The sequence below is a fragment of the Mycobacterium sp. genome (genome assembly GCF_965229105.1).
Classification (GTDB): domain Bacteria; phylum Actinomycetota; class Actinomycetes; order Mycobacteriales; family Mycobacteriaceae; genus Mycobacterium.
In genome coordinates this window covers 5,328,070-5,353,678 of sequence record NZ_OZ245858.1, presented here as the reverse complement: position 1 = coordinate 5,353,678, position 25,609 = coordinate 5,328,070, and the positions used below count along the sequence as shown (strand labels likewise).

Annotated in this window: 24 protein-coding genes; 13 read left to right on the top strand and 11 right to left on the bottom strand. The window is 65.1% G+C overall.

Annotated features, from left to right (window positions below):
* Positions 1–6 precede the first annotated feature (6 nt).
* Entirely contained in the window at positions 7–837 is an 831-nt protein-coding gene (locus ADBZ9O_RS25150) for a TetR/AcrR family transcriptional regulator (protein WP_526525753.1), read from the bottom strand.
* A 796-nt stretch (positions 838–1,633) separates the two neighbouring features.
* Here ADBZ9O_RS25150 and ADBZ9O_RS25145 point away from each other — a divergent pair.
* Complete coding sequence (locus ADBZ9O_RS25145; protein WP_526525751.1) at positions 1,634–2,338, top strand: GAP family protein; 705 nt, start codon at positions 1,634–1,636, stop codon at positions 2,336–2,338.
* An 11-nt stretch (positions 2,339–2,349) separates the two neighbouring features.
* On the opposite strand, the gene ADBZ9O_RS25140 is transcribed toward ADBZ9O_RS25145, so the two are convergent.
* The 3 genes from ADBZ9O_RS25140 to ADBZ9O_RS25130 all read right to left on the bottom strand — a co-directional run bounded on the left by ADBZ9O_RS25140 (position 2,350) and on the right by ADBZ9O_RS25130 (position 4,954).
* Positions 2,350–3,252 (bottom strand): lytic transglycosylase domain-containing protein, encoded by a 903-nt coding sequence (locus tag ADBZ9O_RS25140; RefSeq protein WP_526533474.1) that lies wholly within the window; start codon positions 3,250–3,252, stop codon positions 2,350–2,352.
* Between the two features lie 181 nt (positions 3,253–3,433).
* Complete coding sequence (locus ADBZ9O_RS25135; RefSeq protein WP_526525750.1) at positions 3,434–4,345, bottom strand: LysR family transcriptional regulator; 912 nt, start codon at positions 4,343–4,345, stop codon at positions 3,434–3,436.
* Positions 4,346–4,399: 54 nt separating this feature from the next.
* Positions 4,400–4,954: a hypothetical protein gene (locus ADBZ9O_RS25130; RefSeq protein ID WP_526525749.1), complete on the bottom strand. Its 555-nt coding sequence runs from the start codon at positions 4,952–4,954 to the stop codon at positions 4,400–4,402.
* Between the two features lie 236 nt (positions 4,955–5,190).
* Between ADBZ9O_RS25130 and ADBZ9O_RS25125 the strand changes: the two genes are divergently transcribed.
* The gene (locus tag ADBZ9O_RS25125; protein ID WP_526525748.1) at positions 5,191–6,183 is read left to right on the top strand and encodes an NAD(P)H-quinone oxidoreductase; all 993 of its coding nucleotides are present in this window, start codon (positions 5,191–5,193) and stop codon (positions 6,181–6,183) included.
* Here the strand turns inward: ADBZ9O_RS25125 and ADBZ9O_RS25120 are convergent.
* Genes ADBZ9O_RS25120 through ADBZ9O_RS25095 form a run of 6 tightly spaced genes read right to left on the bottom strand, consistent with a single transcriptional unit; the run spans position 6,180 to position 11,985 of the window.
* Positions 6,180–7,025, bottom strand: coding sequence for a ribokinase (locus tag ADBZ9O_RS25120; RefSeq protein WP_526525747.1), 846 nt, complete (start codon positions 7,023–7,025; stop codon positions 6,180–6,182). The two genes, ADBZ9O_RS25125 and ADBZ9O_RS25120, sit on opposite strands and share 4 nt — an antisense overlap.
* Positions 7,022–7,897 carry an arginase family protein gene (locus ADBZ9O_RS25115; RefSeq protein WP_526525746.1) on the bottom strand — a complete coding sequence of 292 codons (876 nt, stop codon included), beginning with the start codon at positions 7,895–7,897 and terminating at the stop codon, positions 7,022–7,024. Before ADBZ9O_RS25115 ends, ADBZ9O_RS25120 begins: the two co-directional genes overlap by 4 nt.
* Positions 7,894–9,324: a purine-cytosine permease family protein gene (locus ADBZ9O_RS25110; protein ID WP_526525745.1), complete on the bottom strand. Its 1,431-nt coding sequence runs from the start codon at positions 9,322–9,324 to the stop codon at positions 7,894–7,896. Before ADBZ9O_RS25110 ends, ADBZ9O_RS25115 begins: the two co-directional genes overlap by 4 nt.
* A gap of 54 nt (positions 9,325–9,378) precedes the next feature.
* Positions 9,379–10,119 (bottom strand): glutamine amidotransferase, encoded by a 741-nt coding sequence (locus tag ADBZ9O_RS25105; RefSeq protein ID WP_526525744.1) that lies wholly within the window; start codon positions 10,117–10,119, stop codon positions 9,379–9,381.
* Positions 10,120–10,133: 14 nt separating this feature from the next.
* Complete coding sequence (locus ADBZ9O_RS25100) at positions 10,134–10,952, bottom strand: N-acyl homoserine lactonase family protein (RefSeq protein WP_526525743.1); 819 nt, start codon at positions 10,950–10,952, stop codon at positions 10,134–10,136.
* Between the two features lie 22 nt (positions 10,953–10,974).
* On the bottom strand, positions 10,975–11,985 hold the full coding sequence (locus ADBZ9O_RS25095; RefSeq protein WP_526525741.1) for a LacI family DNA-binding transcriptional regulator: 1,011 nt from the start codon (positions 11,983–11,985) through the stop codon (positions 10,975–10,977).
* Between the two features lie 185 nt (positions 11,986–12,170).
* Here ADBZ9O_RS25095 and ADBZ9O_RS25090 point away from each other — a divergent pair, with 185 nt between their 5' ends.
* The 4 genes from ADBZ9O_RS25090 to ADBZ9O_RS25075 all read left to right on the top strand — a co-directional run bounded on the left by ADBZ9O_RS25090 (position 12,171) and on the right by ADBZ9O_RS25075 (position 17,210).
* A complete protein-coding gene (locus ADBZ9O_RS25090) occupies positions 12,171–13,019 on the top strand; it encodes an NAD(P)-dependent oxidoreductase (protein ID WP_526525740.1) in 849 nt (282 codons plus the stop codon).
* A gap of 2 nt (positions 13,020–13,021) precedes the next feature.
* Positions 13,022–14,134 (top strand): histone deacetylase-like amidohydrolase, encoded by a 1,113-nt coding sequence (locus ADBZ9O_RS25085; RefSeq protein WP_526525739.1) that lies wholly within the window; start codon positions 13,022–13,024, stop codon positions 14,132–14,134.
* Positions 14,135–14,268: 134 nt separating this feature from the next.
* Positions 14,269–15,678 carry a purine-cytosine permease family protein gene (locus ADBZ9O_RS25080; RefSeq protein WP_526525738.1) on the top strand — a complete coding sequence of 470 codons (1,410 nt, stop codon included), beginning with the start codon at positions 14,269–14,271 and terminating at the stop codon, positions 15,676–15,678.
* A complete protein-coding gene (locus ADBZ9O_RS25075) occupies positions 15,675–17,210 on the top strand; it encodes a GMC family oxidoreductase (RefSeq protein ID WP_526525737.1) in 1,536 nt (511 codons plus the stop codon). Before ADBZ9O_RS25080 ends, ADBZ9O_RS25075 begins: the two co-directional genes overlap by 4 nt.
* Here the strand turns inward: ADBZ9O_RS25075 and ADBZ9O_RS25070 are convergent, their stop codons facing one another.
* Positions 17,211–18,713: an aldehyde dehydrogenase gene (locus tag ADBZ9O_RS25070; protein WP_526525736.1), complete on the bottom strand. Its 1,503-nt coding sequence runs from the start codon at positions 18,711–18,713 to the stop codon at positions 17,211–17,213.
* A gap of 99 nt (positions 18,714–18,812) precedes the next feature.
* Between ADBZ9O_RS25070 and ADBZ9O_RS25065 the strand changes: the two genes are divergently transcribed.
* The 7 genes from ADBZ9O_RS25065 (at position 18,813) to ADBZ9O_RS25035 (ending at position 25,587) form a co-directional block, all read left to right on the top strand.
* Complete coding sequence (locus tag ADBZ9O_RS25065) at positions 18,813–19,724, top strand: LysR family transcriptional regulator (protein WP_526525735.1); 912 nt, start codon at positions 18,813–18,815, stop codon at positions 19,722–19,724.
* Positions 19,725–19,805: 81 nt separating this feature from the next.
* Positions 19,806–21,071 (top strand): flavin-containing monooxygenase, encoded by a 1,266-nt coding sequence (locus tag ADBZ9O_RS25060; protein ID WP_526525733.1) that lies wholly within the window; start codon positions 19,806–19,808, stop codon positions 21,069–21,071.
* A gap of 20 nt (positions 21,072–21,091) precedes the next feature.
* Positions 21,092–21,526, top strand: coding sequence for a RidA family protein (locus ADBZ9O_RS25055; RefSeq protein ID WP_526525732.1), 435 nt, complete (start codon positions 21,092–21,094; stop codon positions 21,524–21,526).
* Complete coding sequence (locus ADBZ9O_RS25050) at positions 21,523–22,191, top strand: DUF1028 domain-containing protein (protein WP_526525731.1); 669 nt, start codon at positions 21,523–21,525, stop codon at positions 22,189–22,191. Before ADBZ9O_RS25055 ends, ADBZ9O_RS25050 begins: the two co-directional genes overlap by 4 nt.
* Positions 22,192–22,244: 53 nt before the next feature.
* Positions 22,245–23,351: a M20 family metallopeptidase gene (locus tag ADBZ9O_RS25045; RefSeq protein ID WP_526533472.1), complete on the top strand. Its 1,107-nt coding sequence runs from the start codon at positions 22,245–22,247 to the stop codon at positions 23,349–23,351.
* Entirely contained in the window at positions 23,348–24,778 is a 1,431-nt protein-coding gene (locus ADBZ9O_RS25040) for an aspartate ammonia-lyase (protein ID WP_526525730.1), read from the top strand. The genes ADBZ9O_RS25045 and ADBZ9O_RS25040 overlap by 4 nt, the downstream gene beginning before the upstream one ends.
* Positions 24,775–25,587 (top strand): carbon-nitrogen hydrolase family protein, encoded by an 813-nt coding sequence (locus tag ADBZ9O_RS25035; RefSeq protein ID WP_526525729.1) that lies wholly within the window; start codon positions 24,775–24,777, stop codon positions 25,585–25,587. The genes ADBZ9O_RS25040 and ADBZ9O_RS25035 overlap by 4 nt, the downstream gene beginning before the upstream one ends.
* Positions 25,588–25,609 lie beyond the last annotated feature (22 nt).

Genomic DNA, 25,609 nt, shown 5'->3' with positions numbered 1-25,609 from the left:
TGCACATCAGTTGGACGTTTGCGACCCTTCGCCTTCTGACCGCTCTACCGCAGTCATTCGGTCCATCACTGTTAGCAAGTAGTCGAACACTTGCTGTGCTTGAACGTTGGTGCCCACGAAACCTGCATAGACGCTCAACCCCAAGACAAGGGCCACCTTCGCTTCCACGACCGTCGCCAGCTCGGTGTCGCTATCGTGGCTGCCGCCAGAGTTCTCGGCAGTCATCGACGAGGCGAGGAACGCGCGGACCCGTTCCAGAATTGCTGCTCCACCATCAACGACTTCAGGATGCCTGCGACAGTCCACTACCATGCTCGGCAGCACCGCAGCGGTAGACCAAACACCGTCGGGATTCAAGATTCTGGTCAAAAATTCGGACAATTGGGTGCTGGGTCGCTGCCGGTGGACCGACAAACAGGTGGCAGCTGCTGCCCGGTCGATATCGTTGTGCACCTGCGCTAGAACGGATTTGTACAGCCTGGTCTTGGACTGGAAGTGATAACTGATTGTGGGTCGGGTGATCCCAGCGTTCTCAGCTACCGCGGCCAAGCTGAGGGCGTCGAAACCCACCTTGAGAACGAGATGTTTCGCGGCGAGGACTATCCGAGCTTTCGTATGATTCATGCCGCGCGGTCGTCCGCGGCCGCGTGAGTCGTGCGGGCCGGCAGGCTCTCCCTCGTGCGATACGGGCACTTGCATTGGCGCATCGGTGGCAGTAGAGGCTAGAGCGCGCAATTTACCGGGACAGGTTTGGTAGAAGTCCGTCGCCTGCCTCGTTTGAGACTCGACCAACCCAGCTGCACAAAGGACTTCCAGCTCCTCGCCAATGATTTCCACTGTTACTCCTGTGAGGTGCTCCAAGTCGTGGCAAGTCATTCCCCCACTGGAAGATTGGCGAAGTGCCGACATCAGGACAAACCGCACCGGGTCGCTTAGGAGCTCTAGTGTGGCGGCCGTTTCGCCGGTTGCTTCGCCTTCTGCGGGCATCACGGTCGGCGCCGACGGCATGCCCGCGAGCTCGTCTCTATTTTCAGCGGGTATATGCGTTGAACTGAATTCATCTCACGTCCTTGTAATTTCGCGCAATCATCAGGTAGTGACAGCGACCCGGTGATCCCGGTGGTCGCGAGCGTGAGAGCGAGTCGCTGCCTCGCAATGTTAGCCTGTGACCGCATGTGTAACATGCTATCTTGGCGGCGTACTCGGAACGTGGTCAGAGAGGGAAAGCGTGACCGGTGATACTGAGGTCAGCTCGCATTCAATGGAGCGGTGCGTAGCATCAAGGGGTCCGACCTCGCTCACTGGAGCCGACGCTCAGGCGGAGAGAACCTCGCCGCATGTTCATTAGCGAAGGGCTGCAACGCTTTCGGTCTCGTCCACCTCCGGTGCTCACTGAGGTTGACTTCCTTGAACCGGAGTCGCCCAGAGTGCCGACCATAATCGGAGATCCGGTGGGCGGCGTCATTGTCAGGATAGGTCGCCGGCTCCGGCGCTATCGCGTAGCTGCGAGATCTGCGCGTTTTGTGCCCTTCGAGTTGAGCGCAGTAGGTGCGTTTCGAGTTCCCGGCAGCACAACGATTCCCCCTCGCTCGGACTGACGGCCAGCTGCGTCGTGTGGAGCACCGTGCTGTTCATGGCGGTCACCGAGTCGATAGATCCGGTTCGATTCGGCATGACCGCCTACCTGTTAAGCCGTCCGCGACCGGTGCGCATGCTCATCGCGTTCTTCGTCGGCGGGTTCTCTTCCAACTTCGCTGTTGGTGCCGTCGTGCTGTTCGCGACGAGGAATATCGACACCGACGGTGGCCCATATCTTTCCGGCTGGCTCGAAATCGCCATCGGAGTCATAGTGCTACTGGCTGGCGTCATTGCCTATTCGGGTCTACCGGAGCGTCTGTTGCGCCGGCTGCGGACCAGACAGGCGGTCGGCACCGACGACGGGCCGCCCGCGCTGGAATCCGTTGCCGGCATTGCGCGACTGCCCGACCCCATCAAGCGCCTGTTGCGCGCGGACACACCGACGATCGCGCTGTGTCTGGGACTGATATGCGGGTGGCCGACGCCCTATTACTTCGCCGCGATGGCGGCAATTCTCTTCTCCGACCCGCCAGCGGTGACGCGAATCGCCGCGATCGTCGTGTTCTGTCTGATCGCCTTCGCGGCGGCGCTGGTTGCGATCGGGTGCTTCCAGCTGGCGCCGGAGGCCACCCGCAACCGTGTCGACCGGGCATATAACTGGATCAGAGCACACCACCGGCTGGTCCTGGCCGGCATTCTCGGCATTGTCGGTCTGTACTTCATCGTCGCGGGGTTGCGACAGCTGCTAGGACACGGTTAGCGGCTCAGGTCCTACTGCGGATGCGTAGCCACGTAGTCGCCAACGGGAATGGGTTCTGGCGCTTCGTAACCGATGGGCAATAGGACATCGCCGGCGGTCGAATAATAGTAGACGTCCCACCGGTAGTAGCCGGCGAACGCGGCGGGGTCGGCCGCCAGCACCGCGGCATAGTCATTGACCGCTCGGACGTATTCGTCGGCGTTGTTGTAGCGGTAGATGGCGTGATCACGGTCATGGTCAAAGCCGTTGGCGGCCAGGTAATTTCCTGCCGCCATGATGCTGTCGCGGGGTGAGGTGATATCGCCGCCCAATCCGTAGGCGGCGAATGTCGAGGGCATGAACTGCATCGGGCCCTGCGCTCCGGCGGTGCTGACACCGCTGATGCTGCCAAATCGGGTCTCGATCAAATTGATTGCGGCCAGATAATTCCAGCCGACGCCCGATGCGGACTCGGATTCCCGGTAGTACCGCATCAACTCCTCGGCAGGGGCGGGAGCGCTGACACGCCAGGCCGGCAAAGTGTCCCTCGGATGGGCCATCGCGGTGAGATTTCGTCGCGCGTCCACATTGAGGTCGTAGGCATCGAGCAGTGATACCGGGATCCGCGGTCGGATCACCGCGTCCCACTCTGGGTGGCGCCCGATCGCGCGGTACGCAACCTGCTGCCGACGTGCTGCCGCCGCCAACGCTGCCTCCGATGTCGACGGCTCACGTAACGCCTGCTCATCGGCGACCAAATCGTCCGCCAATTGTGCGGGGTCTGTCGCGAGCCGCGGTTGCGCCCCCGCAGGGGCGACCGCGTCGGGGACCTCGGTGGGTTTGTCCGTCGCGGTCGAGTCGGTCACGGCTGCCGAACTCGCGGCCGATGGCGCGGCGTGCGGTGTCGACTGCGAGCAACCACAAGCAGCCAGCATGGCCGCGGCCAGCACTAGCGCCAAGTAGCGCTGCTCGAATGCGGCGTCGAGACGGTAACAGCGGACTGGTTCACCTCCGTCCGATGGGCTCGGAGGAAGCTTATCTGCCGAACGTGCTGAGTCGCCGAAGAATTCGATGGACGAGAACGCCAGGTTCCGACCTTGGCCGCGACCAGCATATTTAGCGCTCCTGCCGAGGCTCGTCGTCGGCGGTTCGCAGTTCGGTCCACAGTTTCAGGAATGCGCGCAGCGGGGCACGGGGCTGGGCGTCGTTTCGCCAGATCAAGGTTTTCTCGTAGCTGATCGGCGGGTCCAGCCTCCGCGTCGCCAGGTCCGGCGCATCGACGAGAGCCGGGTCCGAGCCGGCGCTGATCGCCACCCCGACCCCCTGCCGTGCGAAGGCGACCTGTAAGCGAACATCGTTGGCGGCGTAGTTGATTCGCAACGGCACGTCCGCTTGCGTGAAGGCATCTTCGAGCAGTGGGTGCAGTCCGCTGCTCGGTGCGTAGCTGATGATCGGATGGTGTTGCAGCTCGGTCAGTGATACCGCGGGATCGGTAAAAGTGAACTTCTCTGGGTCGAAGGCGACCAGCAGCTCGTCGGACAGGATCGTGGAAGCAGAAATGGTGGCGGGTAGGGGTTGGGCGGGCCGCGCGATGATCGCGGCGTCCAGCCGACCCTGCGCAACCAGCGATAGCAGTGGTGCACTGGTGCCCTCGGTGACCCCGACGTCGACGCCGGGGTAGCGCTCATGGAACACCCGCAGCAGTGGCGGGATCAGAGTGCGCTCGATACCGCTGACGGTGCCCAATCCGAACTCACCGCTGAGCAGTCCAGCGCGTTCGGCGAACTCCGACTTGGCGGCCTCGGCCAGCGCAAGGCATTGGCGCGCATAGGGCAACAGGACCTGTCCTGCGGCGGAGAGCGTGATTCCCCGCGGCAACCGCTCGAAGAGTGCTTCGCCCAGTTCACGTTCCAGCGCTTGGATCTGGGAGCTGATGGATGGTTGCGCGACGTGGCACCGTTCGGCGGCCCGGGTGAAGGACTCCTCATCGGCGACGGCAACGAAGTATCCGAGGGCACGAAGTTCCATATCACTCAGCTTGGCCGATTAGCGCCGCTGCCACCAGTTCGGTGGGTGGCGGTGTCAGCCTTGGCCCGCGGCGGCGCGCGCGGCGCGGGCGATGCTCTCGGCGAACAATGGTGTTTCCAGGCGGTTGTGCCTCCCCGAGGCTTCCTGACGCGCCTCGGCCGCTTCCTGAAAGGTCTGACCGCTCTGCGTGACGAACTCCAGGAACTGTTCGGTGGGGTGCGAAGTCACGGTGTTGGTGTAGCGCAACCGGTCCCCGTCGATCTGCTCCATCAGCAGATCCCAAATCACCTGCGTGCTGGTCCACCCATTCGGGGTGAGGACGTCAGACAGCGAAACCAAGTGACAATGGTGCGCTTCGGCGACCTCGATGCGATATTGCTGGATGACCAGGCCGGTGCCGATCATCTCAACGTTGATCGACATCGGCGTCCCGTCGTCATCGACGGTGTAACCGGCAGCCTTGTGGTCGCCGGGGGCGCACCGTTTGTATTCGAAGGTGGGGAGTGTCTTCAGCCACTGTGCGATGTCGATGTGCGCGAACGGTGCTTCGACGTCGGCGGTGACGGCCAAGCTGGACAGGACGAGATCGTCGCGAACTTTCGTGGTCATGACACACACCCTTCGGATCGTTGGTCCCGCATGCTCAGGACCGGTAGGACCAAGTCTTCAGACGAGGCAGACATCGGTCCAACTGTTAATTCCTGTCGTACCGATAGGGCAAAGCTATGGGCGATCAGCTTTGCCTATGACCGCCAGAGGGACTTGATATTGGACGTCGACGACATCTGACTGAACACTGGACAGCAGCGCGACGACCGTGTTGTGAAAGGGTGAGGAGCCAAACCATGCCGCAGGCAATAATTTTCGACGAGCCAGGCTCTCCTGACGTCCTGCGCTGGCGTGAGGTGGCGTCTCTTCGTCCTGCCTCACACGAGGTCGTGATCGGTATCGAGGCCGCTGGGGTGAACAACGCCGATCTGCTCCAGCGTCAAGGCGCCTATCCGGTACCACCGGATGCCCCGCGAATCCTCGGGTTGGAGTGCGCGGGCCGCATCACCGCGCTCGGCAGCGACGTCACCGGGTGGTCTGTCGGGGACCGGGTTTGCGCACTGCTCGACGGTGGCGGCTACGCCGACGAGGTTGTGGTGGCGGCCTCTCAACTGATTCCGATACCGGACACGCTCACGGTGATCGAGGCGGCCGCGTTACCCGAGACCGCATGCACGGTGTACTCGAACCTGGCCATGATCGCCGGAGTCCGATCCGGTGACACCGTTCTGGTCCACGGCGCGGGAGGTGGCATCGGCACCTTCGCAATCCAGTGGGCGGTCGCCATCGGCGCGACGGTTATCACCACCGCCGGTTCTTCGGCGAAGCTGGACGCGGGCCGGCGCCTCGGCGCTCAGACCGTGATCAACTACCGCACCGAGGATTTCGTCTCCGCGACGCTGGCCGCCACCGACGGCAGGGGAGTGGACGCTATCCTCGACGTGGTCGGCGCGGACTACCTCGACCGCAACCTGCAATGCCTGGCCAACGACGGTCACCTCGTCATCATCGGCGGCACGTTGAGCCCCACCGTTCTTGACCTGGGCGCTCTAATCAGCAAGCGGGCCAGCGTAACCGCGACGATGCTGCGGCCGCGGCCACTCGATCAGAAGGCTGATGTTGTCGCTGGGGTGCGGCGCGATGTGCTGCCGTTGATCGCCTCCGGCGCCATCCGGCCGGTGGTCGACACCGTTATCCCGATTGCCGATGCGGCCGCTGCCCATACCCTGATGCATGACGGGAAGACAATCGGCAACATCGTGCTCGACAACCGTCACCCTAACCTCTAATTCGCCTGCGCAAGGTAGCTATCCAAACGCGGCAACCGGGGCTGAGACGTCGGAGCCAAGACGGCGTCCGCGGCGACCATGCATGCTATCTGCAGTGCGTGCTCGGCCGCAAGGCCCACGATGATGGCGCTCGACAGTGCGGCGAAGAAGGCGTCGCCGGCGCCAACGGTGTTGGCCACCTGTGTAACTGGGACGGCGTCGGCGTGGTGGGTCACCTGCCCGTGGTGCAGCAGATCCGCACCCTCGGCTCCGCGGGTGACGGCGACGAACGGGGCGTCGTGCAGCTCGGGTAGGTCGCGGTACTCGCCCTCGTTGACGACGAAGAGGTCGGCCCGGTCGAGCAGCGCCGAGGGGATGGGTTGGGTGGGGGACGGGTTGACCGCGACATAGCCGTCAAAATCTGTGGCGGCTCGGACCGCTGTCGCCAGCGGGATCTCGAACTGGAGCAACAACGCGTCGGCGCCGGCCGTGGCCCGCGGCGGCGCGACCACGTGGCCGTTGGCTCCTGGCGCGACCATGATGCTGTTCTCGCCGTCGGCGTTCACCCCGATCAACGCCACCCCGGACGGGTGAGCATCGTCGCGCGCCACGGTGCTGACGTCCACCCCGAAGTCGGCGAGACGTTGCAGCAGCCAACCACCTTCGAGGTCGTTGCCGACAGCGCCAATCATGCGGCTGGTGCCCAGGAGTTGGGCGACTGCTGCGGCCTGGTTGGCACCTTTACCGCCGAGCCAGCGCGTCGCCGCGCTGCCGAGCACCGTCTGACCGGGTCTCGGTAGCTGCTCGACGTGGACGGTGTAATCGAGGTTGATGCTGCCGAGCACCGCCACCAGTGGGCTCATTCGCGGCCGAGGAGTGGCAAGGTGCGCAGCATGGACCGCAGCGCAACCGCCTCTCGGGGGACGAACTCGGCCACGGTGAGTCCGACGAGGTCGAATTCGTCGGCGACCATCGTGATCAGGCCCAGTGCGGTGGCCTTGGAGATGCCGTCCTTCTCCCAGGCCATCCCGAACGCATGCTCATCACTGTTGATGACGTCGAGGTCGAAATGGATGGCGACATGACGGGCACCGCTGTCGCGCAACCAGTTCCGGACGGCATCGTGGAAGACCTGAGCGCCGGCCGGTGGTACCAGCGACAGGCCCCAGGATTCGTGGGTATGACTGTCCTGGTCGTCCCAGCCGTGCACACCGGCCAGCAGGATCCGGTCTGCCGGCAGTGTGGCAGGCAGGTGCGCGAGCACATCGGGATCGCCGTGTCCGCTCAGGTGAGTGACCACCATGGTGTTGAACCCACAATTGGGGCCGCCGGGCAGGTTGCTGTCGGCGTGGCTGTCCAGCCAGATCACCGCCAGGTCATCGGGATAGCGCGCCGCCAGGTACGTGAACGGGGTCAGGCTGACCGCGCAGGTCCCGCCGACGGTGACGATGCGGTCGGCATCTGCTTGGCGGATCAGGTCGAGGGCTTCGTCGTGCTGACGCAGGACCTCGGACTTACCGACGATGCCATCAATCAATGGCAGATCATCGGTGTAGTCGGGGACCTGCACGCGCGCGGTCGGGCCGGCGTGGGGTGGGGCGAGGAACGCCGTGAGTTGCCCGCCGATCCCGTAGGCCATCCGACTTTCGTCGCGGTCAAGTCCCGCCGTGTAATGCTCGACGCCCTGCGGTTCCCCGCCCTGCCACTGCGGCCATTCCAGGCGCAGGGTGGTCACGGGTGCACACCAACAGGGGCATCGTCGATGGTGTTCAGCGGTGTCAGGGCAACGAGATCGAATTCGGCCTGGCGGTCGAAGTTTCGCGACAGGATCAGGTAGAGGCCGGCAGAGACCAGCAGTCCTACCGCGAAGGAGAAGTCGGCCCCGCCCATCGCCGCGGCGGCCGGGCCCACCCACACCGAGGTGCTGAAAAAGGGAATCATGCAGACGAACCCGGCGGCGTAGCTGATCATGCCGTTGCGGCCCCAGACACCGTAGATGCCGCCGTCGGTCTTGAGAATGTCTGAGATGGACAGGATTCCGCGGCGCACCAGGTAGTAGTCGGTCAGGTTCACCGCGGTCCAGGGGATCAGGAAGTAGGTCAGGACGGCAAGGAACACACCGAAGGTGTTCAACGCGTTGTCGGGGAGGAACAGGCTGGCGATGATCGCCACCGAGCCCAGCGACACGATGCACAACGCGCGTACGCGGAAGGTCGAGGTGAACCGGCGGAAACCTTCCACCGCGGTCAGGAATGCCACCGATCCGCTGTAGAACGCGACAGCGACGGCATTGAGGCAGGTCAGCAGTGAGACGATCATGATCGCGACGGCCAGTCCGCTCGACGCGGTGCGGGCCAGTTGGTCGAAGGCTGCCACCGTGCTGGCCTCGGGGTAGGCGATCGCGAGGACGGCGCCGAGGAATTCGATCCAGATCGCCGATACCAGGGTGCCACCGAAGACGGTCGCGGACACCTTGGCGCCGGAGATGCGTTCCGGTAGGTAACGCGTGTAGTCGGAAACTACTGGTGCGACGGCGATCTGGAAGGTCGCCGACGCGGCGAACTGAAGCAGGAATGCGGGCAGGGCGAAGTGCGAATCGGCGAAGTAGTCACCGATCGGCAGATAGAAGAAGGCGCAAAAGCTCAGCACCACAAGGGCTGTCACCATCAGGTAGGAGACAATTTTCTCCGCCCGCATCACCAGTTGGTAGCCGATGGTGGCGACGGTCAGGGCGGCAACGCCGACGAGCAGCCCCAACAACCACAGCGGGATGGACGTGGTCACCACGTGGATCGACAGCGCACCGGTCTGCACGTAGAAGATCGCGAAGCCGAACTGCACCAGGGTCGCGGCGACCAGGGGGAGTACGGCGCCGCGCGTACCGAACTGGGCCCGCGACTGGATCATCTGCGGCAGGCCCATCCGTGGGCCTTGCGCGCCATGGAAGGCCTGGAACAGTGTCCCGAAGACGCTGCCGGAGATGATGGCGAACGTGGACCAGCCCAGGCCCAGCCCGGCGAGAACACCCAGCGCCCCGGTCGATGCCGTCAGGAACGAGGCGTTGATCATGAACCACAACTGGGTCTGGGACCAGAGGTTGCCGGTGCGTTCATTGGGCGGCACATAGTCAAACGAGCGGTCTTCGAGGAACTGGTTGGCCATGGGGTGTCCTGTGTTTGAGGTGGGGTCTGTGGGGTCTAGCCGGCTAGTGCCGCGTTATGTTTTGTCGCTGAGCCACGTGAAGAGCTGGTGCCACATTTCGCCGAAGCCGTCCCAGGCCATGAATGCCGGTGGTGCCCAGTGCGGGGCCAGATCTGTGGTGAATACGGCGACGCGACCCGCTCCGGCGGTGCCGAGTGCGACCAGGGGGGCGTCGTCGACGGTCACCAGCACCTCGGCGTCGGGCTTGGCGACGGTGGCGTTGTAGCCAAGCACTTCCGGCCAGTCGCGACTCGCTGGTAGCGCCGGGTGTTCTTTGAGCACAGCGGGTTTGACGCCCTGCGGAGCCTCCACCCGGTCGTCACCGATCAACAACTCGACCGGCAGGATCTCGCCGATGGGGGTGCGGGCGTAGTTCGCCTTGCCTTCGATTCCGGAGAACGACAGATAGCCGCCGACCATGAGCAGGGCGCCGCCCTGGCGTACGTAGGCGGCGAGCAGCTGCAATCGGTTGATGCCGGGAACGGAGTGCCTGAATACCGAGGGCGTGAGCAGGAAGGTGTTGGCTCCGACATCGCTGATGACGACACAGTCGTACTCGGCCAATCCCTCGACGGTCTGCGGCATGTCATCGGCGATGCGATGTGCGGGGATGTGGTCCACCTGCCACCCGCGGCTGCGCAGGGCCTCTTTGAATTCGGCGCCGCCCTCGGTGTATTCGCTGTTGGTGAAGCTGTCGAAGCCCTTCTGGTGGATGAGGTGGACATGCCAGGACTCGCCGAGCAGCAGGATGCGCATGTGTGGGTCTTCTTTCATTCGATGGTGCCGGTGGTGAACAGCTGGTGGAACTGCCAGTCATGTTCGGGGACAATGAGATCGGCTTCTCGCCGGATCCGGTCGTAACCGCGCATCAACTCGGGCAGGTTCCAGAAGGAACCCATCGGCCAGTTGAGCTCGAGGTTGCGGTAGTTGTACATGACGTCACTGGTCAGACACACCGTGCCCAGCCCGGTCTCGACCATCACCACCATGCAGCCGGGGGTGTGCCCGCCGATCTTGACCAGGCGGACGCCATCGGCGATGTCGACGTCACCGTCGATGACCACCAGTCGATCGCGAACCTCGGTGATCTTGTAGGAGTACTCCGGGTAGTAGAACATGCAGAACGACGGCGGCGCGATACCTTGCGGCAGCTCGTCGCGCTGCACGTAGAACTTGGCGCGCGGGAACAGGTGATTGTTGCCGATATGGTCAAAGTGCAAGTGCGTCAACACCACAATGTCGATATCGGCGGGGGTGACCCCGTGCCGGGCCAGTCCGGCCACCAGGTCCTGCTCGGATGTTCGGGTGGCCACGAAGTCGACTCCGTAGCGGCTTTGCATGGTGCTGACCTCGTCGATATCGCCGAGCCCGGTGTCGATGAGGATCGTCTTGTCGGCACCCTCGATCAGCCACACCGGGACGGGCACCATCACCCCGGACGTGATATCGCCGTTGAGCCGGGTGATGTCATCACGGAATCCGAAGGGTTTGACCGCTTCTGGGTCCAGGTCGGGGTGCGCGCCGGCGTTGAGCAGGCTCACTGCCAGTGAGCTTTCGAGTTCGCCGGTCACGATGTTGTGTATCCGCATGGTGTCCTCCTGATGTCGGGACCTATTGAGCTGCAGGTGATGTGGCGGTGCTGCTGCGTACGATGAGTTCGACCGGTAGCACGGTGTGCCGTTGGGGTTCTTCGCCGGACAGTTGGGTCAGCAGGGCGTGTGCCGCCTGGGTGCCCATCTGCGTCGCGTCTTGGCGGATGGTGGTCAGAGGGGGGAAGGCGTGGCGGGCGGCGATGAAGTCGTCGAAGCCGATGACCGAGCAATCGTTGGGGACGCCGATTCCCGCGTCGCGCAGGACTGTCATCGCGCCCAGTGCGTTGAGGTCGTTGGTGGCGAAGATCGCCGTGACCTGGCCAGCGCGGATGGCCGGGATGAGTTCGGCTGCCGCGCGCGCTCCGCTGTCTTCGTTGAAGGAACCCTCGATCACCAGTGCGTGCTCGCCGGTGGCTTTCTTCCACTGCTGCTGGAATCCGTCCAATCGCTCTGCGCTGCTGGCCAACTCGCGGTTGACACCGATGACGGCGGCATGTCGATGCCCAAGGGACAGTAAGTGTTCGGCAGCGGTGCGGCCACCTTGGCGGTTATCGGAGGACACCGAGGTCACCGTGATACCAGGCAGCGCCTCGTCGACGGCGACCACGGGCATCCCGGCCAGCAGCTCGGCCAGTGTCGACGCGGCCGGGGTGGCGCCAGAGGCGTAGAGGACGCCGTCCACCGCGCGTGAGCGCAGCGTCTCCAGGTAGAAGACCTCGCGTTCCCGGTTCCAGCCGGTATTGCACAGCAGGACGTTGAAACCGCTCTCGATACAGGCGGCTTCGACTCCTTTGGCGAGGTCGGCGAAGAAGCTGTTGCTGATGTCGGGTAGCAGGAGGCCGATGGTCTGGGTCGAACCCCGCGCCAGGTTGCGCGCCGTCCGACTCGGGACGTAGCCGAGCTCGGTCATGGCGGCGCGCACGCGGTTGGCCACCTCGTCGCTGACCGGGCGGTTGCCACTCAGGACGTGCGACACCGTCGTGCGACTGACGCCAGCGCACTGCGCGACATCGGCGATAGAAACGGCCATTGGCGGTGATCTCTCCTTGCAAACCGGTTTGGCAAACCGGTTTGCGTGACTTTAGGAGGGGTCACCGGGTGTGTCAAGCGCTGCGGGAGGGTGCTCGACTCGCGCGCGTCATCAAATGATGACGCCGCCAGGTCTTACTGGACACCGGCGACGGCCCCGGTCCATCGCAGCGCACAATGGCGATCATGCAAGTCACAGTCCTGGGTATGGGCGCCATGGGCGCGGGCATGGCGCAGTCACTGCTGCGCGAAGGGTTCGACGTGACGGTGTGGAACCGGACGGCCGAACGCGCGGAGCCGTTGATCGACGATGGTGCGACGGTGGCGTTCGATCCGGCCGCAGCGGTCGCCGACGCCGACGTCGTGGTGGCGATGCTGTTCGACACAGCGTCAACACTCGACGTGATGGCGGCGGTGCTGCCCACCATGAAGGACGGGGCAGTGTTCGTGCAGTGCGCGACCGTCGGCGTCGACGGTGCTTCCCGGACTGCGGCGGTCGCGGCCGAACACGGCGTCGCGTTCCTGGACTGCCCGGTGCTCGGCACCAAAGGGCCTGCCGAGCAAGGCAAGCTGGTGATGTTGGCCTCGGGCGACCCCGGGCTGCGCGAACGGGTGCAGCCGGCGTTCGACGCGATGGCCGCCAAGACGGTCTGGGTGGGCGATGAGCCGGGTCTCGGGTCGAAACTCAAACTCGTGTGCAATGCCTGGATTAGCGCCCTGACCGCGGCCGTCGGTCAGTCGCTCGCGCTGGCAAAGGGTCTCGGGTTGGACCAGCAATTGATGCTCGACGCGCTCGACGGAGCGGCCGCGGGCTCGCCGTATCTGCAGTTGAAGGGCAAGACGATCATCGAGGAGTCCTACGCCCCACAGTTCACCGTCGACGGGGTCCGCAAGGACACGGGGCTGATCCGGGATGCGATCGCCGCGTCGGGGCTGTCGACGGTCCTGATCGACGGTGTCCGCGCCGCCTTCGACGCCGCCAGCGAGGCCGGCCACGGCGGCGACGATATGGCCGCCGTCTACTTCGGATACTGACGATGGCTGATCGGACGGGTTTCTTCCACGACGAGCGCTGCCTGTGGCACAGCACAGGCGAGGCCGTGCTGTTCCTGCCCGTCGGCGGGTGGCTGCAACCACTGGCCGGCGGCGGCCACCCGGAGTCACCCGAGTCGAAGCGCCGGCTCACATCGCTGCTCGACGTATCGGGCCTGACCAGCCAACTAGCCGTCAGCAGTGCCCAGCCGGCCAGCCGCGAGGACCTGTTACGCGTGCACACCGCCGAATACATCGACCGATTCCAGGAGCTGAGCGCAGGCCGGGGCGGCGAGATCGGTCCCGAGGCGCTGTTTTCGCATGGCGGCTTCGAGATCGCCGCGCTGTCTGCGGGATTGGCCAAGCAGGCCGTCGCCGACGTGCTGGATGGCACCCGGCCCAACGCCTACTCACTGTCCCGCCCGCCAGGGCATCACTGCCTACCCGACAGCGGAATGGGATTCTGCCTGCTGGCCAACATTCCCATTGCGATTGAAGCCGCCAAGGCCACCCGTGGGCTCGGCAAGGTCGCCGTCATCGACTGGGACGTCCACCACGGCAACGGAACTCAACACATCTACTACCAGCGTGACGATGTTCTGACGATCTCGCTACACCAGGAGAACTGCTTTCCCACCGACACTGGTGCCGCAGCGGAACGGGGCGACGGACCGGGCCTGGGGTTCAACGTCAACGTGCCCCTGCCACCCGGTTCGGGCCATGACACCTACCTGCACGCCATGCGCACCATCGTCATCCCCGCCCTGGAGACGTTTGGCCCCGATCTCATCGTGGTGGCCAGCGGGCTCGACGCCAACGCCGTGGATCCACTGGCGCGACAACTGCTGCACGCCGGCTCTTTCCGTGACATGACCCGCCTGGTCAAGGACACCGCCGACGCCCTGTGTGGCGGCAGGCTTGTCGTCGTGCACGAAGGCGGCTACGCGGAGTCCGCCGTGCCGTTTTGTGGACTGGCGATTATCGAAACACTCTCCGGAATCCGCACCGAGGTGGTCGACCCGTTCGAGGAGACGTTCATCGCCCAACAACCGACACGACGGGTCGTCGACTACCAGATCGCGATCGTCGATGACATCGCCCGGGAGCTCACCGCGTAGGCACCTCCACTGCTACATCACCAAAACCGATTCAAAGTGCCAGTTCTTTGTGATTTACCTGTGCTACTGAAGGTCGAATACTGAGGTGATCGCGGTCACCCGCCGCAGTTGAACCATCTGGAAAGCCGGTGCCCATGACCGAACCCGTTTCCGCCCCAGAGTCCATCGAACGCCGAACCATCGAACACATCCCGCTCGACGAGCGGCACGGCCGAGCCCGTGACCTGTTCACGGTGTGGTTCGGCTCCAACATCATGCTGCTGACGATCATCACTGGCGCGTTGTCCACCACGGTGTTCGGTCTGCCGTTGTGGGCTGGTGCGTTATCGGTGGTTCTCGGCAACGTCATCGGCGCGGTCGTGATGGCACTGCACGCAGCGCAAGGCCCGCAGATGGGTGTGCCGCAGATGCTGCAAACCCGCGCCCAGTTCGGGTCCTACGGCAGCCTGCTGGTGGTCGTCCTGGTGGTGTTCATGTACCTGGGCTTCTTCGCCTCCAACGCGGTCCTGGGTGGTCAGGCCCTGGCTCAGGTCACCGGACTGCCGACCAACATCGCCATCGTGATCATCGGCGTGATCAGCGTCATCGCCACGATCGTCGGGTACCGGCTGATCCACAAGGTGACCGCCGTGCTGTCAGTGGTCGCCGGTGGGGCGCTGATCGTCGCGTTCGTCTGGATGATCGGCGTCAACGGAGTTCCCGCCGAGACGTGGCATTCCGGTGGGTTCACCTGGGCGGGCTTCATGGCCACCCTGTCTGTGGCCGCGCTATGGCAAATCGCCTACGCCCCATATGTTTCGGACTACACGCGCTACATGCCGCGCGATACCGGTCAGCGGGCCGCCTTCTGGGGCACGTACTCCGGCTGCGTGCTCGGGTCGGTCCTGCCGATGCTGCTCGGCGTGCTGGTCGGTGCCGCCCTGCCCGACGACGACACCCTGGCCGGGCTGTCCACGCTCACCCACGGTGTCAGCACCGGCATCTTCGCGATCTTCGCGATCGGCATCACCGCCACCAACGCGATGAACCTGTACTGCGGGACGCTGTCGACGATCACCGTCGGGCAGACTTTCTTCCCGAAGTGGAAAGCCGGCGCCAGCGGCCGCGCCGTGGTGTCGATCATCCTGTTCGCCATCACACTGGTGCCCGCATTGCTCAGTGCCGAGGACTTCCTGGCCAACTACGCCAACTTCCTGGCTCTGCTGCTGTGCGTGCTGATCCCGTGGACGGCCGTCAACCTGGTCGACTTCTACCTGCTGCGGCACGGCGACTATGACATCGACGCCCTGTTCGAACGTGACGGCGGACGCTACGGCAAGTTCAACTGGATCGCGATCGGCTGCTACTTCGCCGGCATCCTGGTGCAGATCCCGTTCCTGTCCACCACCTTGTTCACCGGCTTCATCGCCGAGAGCATGGGCAAGGTCGACATCTCCTGGATCGTCGGCCTGGCAGTGATCTGCCCGCTGTACTACGTGCTGATGAAGCCCAAGCTGCGCGCCCAGTTCGTCAAGGAGACCGACCGCGCCGGAAGCGCGGTATGACCACGGCCGACTACATCATCGTCGGCGGCGGCACTGCGGGATGTATTGTCGCCGCACGACTCTCAGAGGATCCCGACGTCACGGTGACGGTGCTGGAACCCGGTCCCTCCGACGCCGACGAACCACGAGCGCTGGATATCCGTCGCTGGGCGGAAATGCTCGAAGGGGAGTACGACCTCGACTACCGCAGCGTCACCCAGGCTCGAGGCAACTCGAACATCCGGCAGGCCCGGATGCGGATCCTGGGGGGCTGCTCCACGGCCAACACCATGATCACTTGGCGACCGCTACCCGCCGACCTCGACGAGTGGGTCGGCCTCGGTGCGAAGGGCTGGGACGCTGCGACCGTCCACCCGTACTACGACCGGCTGGCCACCCCCATCACCCCGGTGGTGGAGAAGGACCGAAACCCCTACGTCGCCGACGTCGTCGAGTCAGCGCGCCAAGCACTGGACCTGCCCGCCAGGACGAACTGGAACAGTGACGCTGACTTCGCCCAAACGGGCAGGGGCGCAGGCTTCTTCGAGATCGGCTACACCCCGGAAACTCATCTTCGATCCTCGACATCGGTGCATTACCTGCACGAGGCGATCCGCACCCGCGACAACCTCACCGTCTGCCACGGTATGCACGCCAACCGGGTGCTCATCGACAACGGGTCCGCGGTCGGCGTGCTGGCCACCGACAGCGACGGAACCGAGCACCGGTTCGACGCCACCCGCGAAGTGATCGTCTGCTGCGGTGCCATCGACACCCCAAAACTGTTGCAGCTCTCCGGTATCGGTCCGCGCGAGGTACTTTCAGACGCTGGCGTCGATGTCATCGTCGACAGCCCCGGCGTGGGGGAGAACCTGATGGACCACGCCGAAGGCTTGATTGTCTGGCAGGCGGTGCGCGACGTCCCCGAGACCTGTGCGACGGGATGGGATGCCGGTGCCGCGGTGCGCCTGCACGACGACGGTCCGGCCCGGCCGGATGTGCTGATGCACTTCCCGGTCGAGGCGGTCGCCGATCATGCGGTCACCTACGGCGTCACGCTTCCCGACCGTATCGTCTCGATCGCGCCCAACGTGGCCAAGCCGAAAAGCCGCGGCCGCGTGTGGATTACCTCAGGCGATGCGGCCGAGGCGCCCAGCATCGACTACGGCTACTTCACCGATCCCGACGGGGCCGACGAGGCGACGCTGATCGCGGGGATCCGCCTGGCCCGTCGCATCGCCGCCGCATCCCCGATGTCGCAGTGGATCGGACCGGAGGTGTTCCCTGGGTCGGAGCTGACATCCGACGAGGAGCTGTCGGTGGCATTGCGGGCGACGCATCAGACCGTCTATCACGTGTCGGGCACCTGCCGGATGGGTGCGGTTGACGACCCCATGGCGGTGTGCGACCCGGAGCTGCGGGTGCGCGGTGTTGACGGTCTTCGGATCGTGGATGCCTCGATCTTCCCGACCATCCCCTCGGTGAACCCGGTGGGCACGATCATGACCGTCGCCGAACGCGCTGCCGACCTCATCCGCGGCGAGCGCACCTGATTACAGCTTGATCCAGGTGGTTTTCAGGCCGGTGTACTTGTCCAGCGCGTGCAGCGAAAGGTCGCGGCCGAAGCCGGACTGCTTGAACCCACCGAACGGTGTCTGCGCGCTCAGCGCATCGACGGTGTTCACCGAGACCGTTCCGGCGCGCAGGGCCGCGGAGACCCGGTGTGCGCGCCGCAGGTCGTTGGTCCACACCGAGGCGGCCAGACCGTAGACGCTGTCATTGGCCATCCGGATGGCCTCGTCCTCGTCGTCGAAGGTCTGGACCGCGAGCACGGGACCGAACACCTCGTCGGTGATCAGTTCAGCTGACGAGCCGAGGCCGGTGACGATGGTCGGCTCGATGAAACAGCCGTTCCCGCCGATGGTGCTGCGCTGACCGCCGACGCGGATCTCACCGTCGCTCCTGGCCCGGTCGATGAACCCCAGCACGTGGGCGGTGTGGGCTTCGTCGACGATGGCGCCCTGGGTGGCGTTCGGGTCCAGCGGATTGCCCGGCAGCATCGCGGCGGCCCGCTCGACCAGCCCGGTGATGAACTGCTCGGCGATCGACTTGTGCACCAGCAGGCGGGAATTCGATGAACACACCGCACCCTGGTTGTAGAACGCGCCGAAGGCGGCCATCTCGATCGCTTCATCCAGGTCGGCGTCGGCGAACACCAGATTGGGGCTCTTGCCGCCGCATTCCAGCCACACCTGCTTGAGATTCGATTCCGACGCATACCGCAGGAACCGTCGCCCGGTGGCGGTGGAGCCGGTGAAGGCCAGGACGTCGACGTCCGCGTGCAGTCCCAGGGCGGCACCCGCGGTGTCGCCGAAGCCGGGGACGACGTTGAAGACGCCATCGGGCAAGCCGGCCTCGGTCGCCAGCTCGGCGAGTCGCAGTGACGAAAGCGGCGCCCGCTCAGAGGGTTTGAGGACCACCGAGTTGCCGGCGGCAAGTGCGGGTGCGACCTTCCAGATGGCCAGGTCCAGCGGGAAGTTCCACGGTGTGACGGCTCCGACGACGCCCAGCGGCTCGCGCGTGACCAGTGCCAGGTTGCCGGGCTCGGTGGGGGCGATCTCGCCGTTGATCTTGTCCAGGGCTTCGCCGTAGTACGCGAAAAGACCGGCGCCCGAAGGCACGTCGACGGTGTGTGCCTCGGTGACGAGCTTGCCCATGTCAAGAGAATCCAACAGCGCCAGCTCGACACTGTTGTCGTTGATCAACTCCGCGAGCCTGAGCAGCACCCTTTTGCGTTCGCTGACCGAGGCGTGCGACCAGTCGCCGCCGTCGAAGGCCCGCCGTGCTGAGGTGACCGCGACGTCAACGTCTTCGGTCTGCCCCGAGGCGACCGACGCCAGCACGCGGCCGGTCGCCGGATCCACGGAGTCGAACGTCGCGCCGGATTGGGCCGGCCGGAAGGAGCCGTCGACGAAGACGCCGTCGCGCGGGGTCAGCGCCGCCGCGTGTCGGGTCCAGTCCTGCAGCGTGGCCGGGGTCGGTTCGGTAGATGTCACGGCCTTACCCTGCCGTTCCAGCGCGAACCTGTACAGCCGGTGTTTCCGAACCTTAAGATCAGTTTTCTCAATGCAATGTGGTTCAGGTGAGGGGGTGGCATGCCCGACTACACGCTCAGGCAACTCGAATACTTCGTCGCGGTGGCCGAAGCGGGCAGCGTCACCAAGGCCGCCGCGGCGGTGCACCTGTCGCAGTCGGCGATGTCGGCCGCATTGGCCGATCTGGAGAACGCGCTGTCGGTGCAGTTGCTGGTCCGCCACCACGCCAGGGGCATCAGCCTGACACCGGCAGGGCGAGAACTGCTCGTCGAGAGTCGTCGGCTGCTGGCCTCGGCGGCGGATCTGCGGGCCGCCGCGCAGGGGCTGGGGACCTCGTTGAGCGGCACGCTGTCGATCGGCTGCTTTCAGGTGGTCGCGCCGTATTTGCTGCCGGAACTGTTGGCCGCCGCCGCCGAGAAACTACCGAAGCTGTACCTGCACACCACCGAAGCTGATCTGGCTGAACTCGCCGAAGGCGTGGCCAACGGCACCTTCGAGCTCGGCATCGGATACGACCTGGTCGACGACGCGCGCTTGCGGCGCTGGCCGCTGTTCAGCCTGCCGCCGTATGTCCTGGTGGCCGGATCGCACCCCTTCGCCAATCGCGATCACATCGACCTGGCCGAACTGGCCGACGAACCGATGGTCCTGCTCGATCTGCCGCACAGCCGCGACTACTTCCAGAGTGTCTTCACTGCCGCCGGTGTCACGCCGAACATCCGCTACCGGTCCACCACCGTCGAAACCTGCCGCGCCCTGGTCGGCCGTGAGCTGGCCTACTGCGTGCTCAACCTGCGCGCCGCCGTGTCCACGGCCCTGGACGGGCACGCGGTATCCGTCGTCCCGATCAGTGGCGACGTGCCGAGCCTGACCGTTGTCCTACTCGATGCGATCGCCGCGCGGCCGACCCGGCGTGCCAGTGTGGTGGCCGAGCTGTGCCGCAGCCTGTTCGCGAGCCCACCGAACAGCTGACATGGGTGAATCGTTTTTTCCAATGCCGTACATCGGATCTATGCGCTGTACAGATGCAATGGTCCGTTGAACGATGGAGGCATGACGGACCACCAGAATGTCGAGGTCCTCATCGTCGGCGCCGGCCAAGCCGGGATCGCGATGAGCGAGCATCTTGGCGCCAAGGACATCCCGCATCTTGTGGTGGAGCGTGACCGGGTCGCCGAGCGCTGGCGCTCGTGGAGGTGGGATTCGCTGGTGGCCAACGGGCCCGCCTGGCATGACCGCTTCCCCGGCCTGGAGTTCGACACCGACCCTGACGGCTTCCCCGCCAAAGACGAAGTGGCGGACTATCTCGTCGCGTACGCCGACCGGATTGACGCTCCGATCCGCACCGGCATCGACGTGACCTCGGTGCGAAAGATCAATGGCCGCGCAGGTTTCCGCGTCGAAACCTCGGATGGCACGATCGATGCCCGCTACGTGGTGGCCGCGACGGGCGCGTTCCAGAAGCCGATCATCCCGCCGGTCGTCCCCGAAGCGTCGGGTCTGCACCAGATCCACTCCAGTGGGTACCACAACCCGCAGCAGCTGCCCGACGGTGCGGTGCTGGTGGTGGGTGCGGGCTCTTCCGGTGTCCAGATCGCCGACGAACTTCGGGAAGCGGGCCGACGGGTCTACCTGGCCGTCGGCGCACACGATCGGCCACCGCGTAGCTACCGTGGCCGTGACTTCTGTTGGTGGCTGGGCGTTTTGGGCAAGTGGGACCTGGCTGCGCCGCCGCTGGGCGCCGAGCACGTCACCATCGCTGTCAGCGGAGCCCACGGTGGACACACCGTCGACTTCCGCGAACTCGCAGGCACCGGCGTGACACTGACGGGCCTGGCCGGACCGTTCGTCGACGGCGTCATGCACTTCGCCGACGACCTGGGCGCCAACATCGCAGCAGGTGACGCGAACTATCTGTCCATGCTCGACGAGGCCGACGCCTACGTCCTGCGCAACGGGCTTGACTTACCCGAAGAACCGCAGGCCCGCGAATTCCTGCCGGATCCGGACTGCCTCACCGATCCGCTGCGCGAACTCGACCTCGGCGCCGCCGGCGTCACCTCGATCATCTGGGCGACCGGTTTCGCCTTCGACTACAGCTGGCTGCAGGTCGATGCGTTCGATGAACGCGGCAAGCCGGTGCACCAGCGGGGTGTCTCGACCGAACCCGGAATCTACTTCCTCGGACTGCCCTGGCAGTCCCGACGCGGATCCAGCTTCATCTGGGGTGTCTGGCACGACGCCAAATATCTCGCCGACCAGATCGCGATTCAACGCAGCTACCTCGCCTACGACGCGCCGGCACTCGCCGAGCGCTGAGAAGAAAGGAGCATCCGATTATGAACGACGCGACACCCCCAGGGGCGACCCACCGGCGGATCCGGCCCTTCAACACCAAGGCCACCTACCCCGAACAGAACCTCGACAACGACCTCTGCCAGGCCGTCGTCGCCGGCGGCGTGGTGTACCTGCGCGGCCAGATCGGCCAAGACCTCGACACCAGGGAATCGGTCGGCATCGGCGATGTCGAAGCCCAAGCCGATAAGGCCATGGCCAACATCGCGATGCTGCTCGACGAAGCAGGCAGCAGCCTCAAGGACATTGTCAAAGTCACTGTCTACCTTGTCGATATCCGCTACCGCGAGGCGGTGTACCGCGTCATGGGCCGCTGGCTCAAAGGCGTCTACCCGGTATCCACCGGATTGGTGGTCGACGCCCTCGCCCGGCCGGAATGGCTGGTCGAGATCGATGCCACCGCGGTGGTCAGCCAGTGACGTTCTCACTCGTCGTCTGCGACGGCGCGGCATTCGGGATGGTGGTGTGCTCGTCGAGTCCAGCCGTCGCGTCGCGGTGCGTGCACCTGCGCGCCGGGGTCGGAGCGGTCGCCAGCCAGAACGTGACCAACCCACATTTGGGCTTCGTCGTGTTGGAGGCGCTGGCCGCCGGTGCCGACGCCAGGGCGGCACTCGACTCTGCGGTCGTCGCCGAACGCCATCCCGAGTACCGCCAGTTGATCGTGGTTGACCGCAGCGGAAACACGGCCATCCACACCGGCCCCAAAGCACTGGGTATCCGGCACGAAGTTCAGGCCAAAGGCGTTGCGGCAGCCGGCAATATGCTGCGCGACGAAGGCGTGATCCACGCGCTGGCCGACGGGTACTCGGCCTCGAAAGCATCGACGCTGGAAGGGCGACTGCTCGACGGTCTTGACGCGGCCCTGGCCGCGGGCGGGGAAGCCGGTCCGGTGCACTCCGCCGGGCTGCAGGTGACCGAAGACGTGCCGTGGCCGGTCACCGATCTGCGCGTCGACTGGCACGACGACCCGATCGGAGAACTGCACCGATTGTGGGCGGTGTGGGAACCGCAGAAGTTGGATTACCGCACCCGCGGACTCGACCCCACTGCCGCACCGTCCTACGGGGTACCGGGGGACCTGTGAGCACCACAGTCGAAGACGCCATCCGGACCACCGGTGACAGAGCCGTCGACGGCATGCTGGCGCTGTCGCATGATCTGCACGCGCATCCCGAAATCGCTTGGGAGGAAGTGCGTTCCTGCGCCCGCGTTGCCGCTGACCTTGCCGACGCCGGATTCATCGTGCAGCAGAACTACACCGACCTGCCGACGGCGTTCCTGGCGCGCCTCGGCACCGGCCCACTGCACCTGGCAGTGTGTGCCGAATACGACGCGCTGCCCGGCATGGGACATGCCTGCGGGCACAACGTCATCGCCGCCATCTCGACCGGGGCCGCGATCGCGCTCGCGCCCTATGTCGACGACCTCGGCATCACCCTGTCGGTGTTCGGTACACCCGCAGAGGAGGGCGGGGGAGGCAAGATCGAAATGCTCGACCGCGGCGGGTTCGCCGGAGTTCACGCCGCCGCCATGGTGCATCCCGGACCCGTCGACGTGGCCCGTGCCGAGCCGTATGCGGTGTCGCACAGCCATATTCGCTACGACGGGAAATCCGCGCACGCCGCGGCTTATCCCGACCGCGGGATCAACGCCGCCGATGCGTTCACCATTGCCCAGGTCGCGATCGGCCTGTTGCGCCAACACTTTCCGCACGACACCCGCGTGCACGGGATCATGACCAACGGGGGCGAGGCGCCGAATGCCATTCCTCAGCGCACCGAGGGACGCTGGTACGTCCGCGCGCGCACGCTCGCCGACCTCGCCAACATCGAACCGAAAGTCAACCGCTGCTTCGAAGCCGGTGCCCTGGCGACAGGCTGCGAATTGACGATCACCCCGGAGAGCAAGCCCTACGCGGAGTTCCGCACCGATGACCGCCTGCTCGACCACTACGTGCACCGAGCCGAGCAGCAAGGCAGACGCTTCGACTTGGGGTCGGATTCGCTGATGAACCGAGCCTCCACCGATATGGGCAACATCTCGCAGCAGGTAGCGGCCATTCACCCCTACATCGGCATCGACTCGCTGCCCGCGGTCAACCACCAGCCCGAATTCGCTGCTGCTGCAGTGTCTTCGGCGGCCGATCGCGCTGCGGTCGACGGTGCCAGGGCGCTGGCGCTGACCCTGCTCGATGCGGCGTCAGACCCCGATACCCGTCAACACCTGATCGGCGGCGCCACGTGACCTCGACAGAACTGCGGGTGGAACATGATCTTCTGGGCGATTTCGAGGTGCCCGACGATGTCTATTACGGGGTGCACACCGCACGTGCGCTGCAGAACTTCCCGATCACCGGCACCCCGATCGCGCGCTATCCGGAACTGATCGTCGCGCTGGCCTGTGTCAAGCTCGCCGCCGCGCGCACCAACCACCGGCTCGGTCTACTCAGCGCCGAGCGCGCCGATGCGATCGTCGCCGCGTGCCAGGAGATCAAAGACGGAAAGCTGCACGACCAGTTCGTCGTCGACGTCATCCAGGGCGGCGCGGGCACGTCGACGAATATGAATGCCAACGAGGTCATCGCCAACCGCGGTCTGGAACTACTCGGCTACCGGCGTGGTGATTACGCACAACTGCACCCGCTCGAACACGTCAACCTCGGACAGAGCACCAACGACGTGTATCCCACCGCGGTCAAGGTCGGACTCCAATTCGCCGTGCACCGACTGCAACTGGCCATGACCGAACTGGTGGCGGCGTTCGCCGAGAAAGCCGTCGAGTTCGGCGGCCACCTCAAGATGGGTCGCACGCAACTCCAGGACGCTGTGCCGATGACGTTGGGCCAGGAATTCGGCAGTTACGCGGTCATGGTGGGCGAAGACGCCGACCGGCTGGGGGAAGCCAACGTTCTGATCGCCGAGATCAACCTCGGGGGCACCGCGATCGGCACCGGTCTCAACGCCCACCTGGATTACGCGAAACTGGTCTGCGAAGAGCTGTGTGCCATCACCGAACTGCCACTGGTGACCGCGTCGAATCTCGTCGAAGCCACCCAGGATGTCGGTGCGTTCGTCCAGTTGTCCGGCGTGCTGAAGCGGACAGCAGTCAAGCTCTCGAAGATCTGCAATGACCTGCGTCTGCTGTCCTCGGGGCCTCGCGCCGGCTTCGGTGAGATCAATCTCCCACCGGTGCAAGCGGGTTCGAGCATCATGCCGGGCAAGGTCAATCCGGTGATCCCCGAGGTGGTCAATCAGGTCGCGTTCGAAGTGGTCGGCAACGATATCGCGATCTCCATGGCCGCCGAGGGCGGGCAACTCCAACTCAACGCCTTCGAGCCGATCATCGCCCACAGCCTCTTCGAATCGCTGGCACATCTGACCGCTGCCTGCGACACCCTGCGGAGTCGATGCGTGGTCGGTATCACCGCCAACGTGGAGCACATGCGGTCGACGGTCGATCGCTCGATCGGTCTGGTCACCGCACTCAACCCCTACATCGGTTACGAGGCGGCGACTCGACTCGCGGCCGACGCCCTGCGCTCAGATACTGATATCGCCTCGCTGGTCCTGGACCGCGGGTTACTGACTCCGTCGGACCTGGCGAAGATCCTGCAACCGGATCACTTGACGCGGCCGTGGCGCGGATTGACCAACGGAATCGAGCAGCAATGACGAGCACCGTCACCATCGGGTTGGCGCAGTGGCTGCCGCGCTGTAACGAACCTGACGAGAATCTGCGTGACGCACTGTGTTTCATCGGTGCGCTCGCTGACCGTGGGTGCGATTGGGTTGTGCTGCCTGAGCTGTGGCCGTGCGGGTACGACCCCGCCCACCTTGAGCGCGACGCGCACAACGCCGCCGAGCCGATTGACGGTCCGCGGGGTGACGCACTGTCCGCGGCTGCCCGCGAGCACAACGTATGGCTCTTCGCCGGCTCGGTGCCCGAGTGTGACGGTGACGTCCTCTACAACACCGCCGTCGTCTACGACCCCGCCGGCCGGCGGGCAGCGGTACATCGCAAGGTTCACCTGTACACACCGCTGGGTGAAGAGAAGGTCTTCGCCGCTGGTGATCAACCGACCGTCGTGCACGTCGACGGGATCGGAACGGTGGGCATAAGCACGTGCTTCGACGGTGACCATCCCGCATATGCCCGGCAGTTGAACCAACTCGGCGCCCGTGTCGTCGTCGCGCCGTGCGCGTACGAAGTCGCTGCCGAGTCATGGTGGGACGTGCTCTATCCGGCCAACGCCCTGGTCAACGGTCAGTGGTGGATCATGGCCAACCAGTGTGGCGAGCAACTACTCGGCAAGAGCAGAATCATTGCGCCGGACGGGACTGTGGCGGCGCAGGCGGACCGGGTCGGAAAACGCCACACCCCAGAGCTTCTCGTCGCCACGGTTGACCTCGAAGCCGGAATTCGCGAAGCCGAACGGGTGGCTGGTGCGCTGTGGGCTGACCACGAAGCAGGCACCCGCTAGCGCCGTACCCGGACGTTTCGGT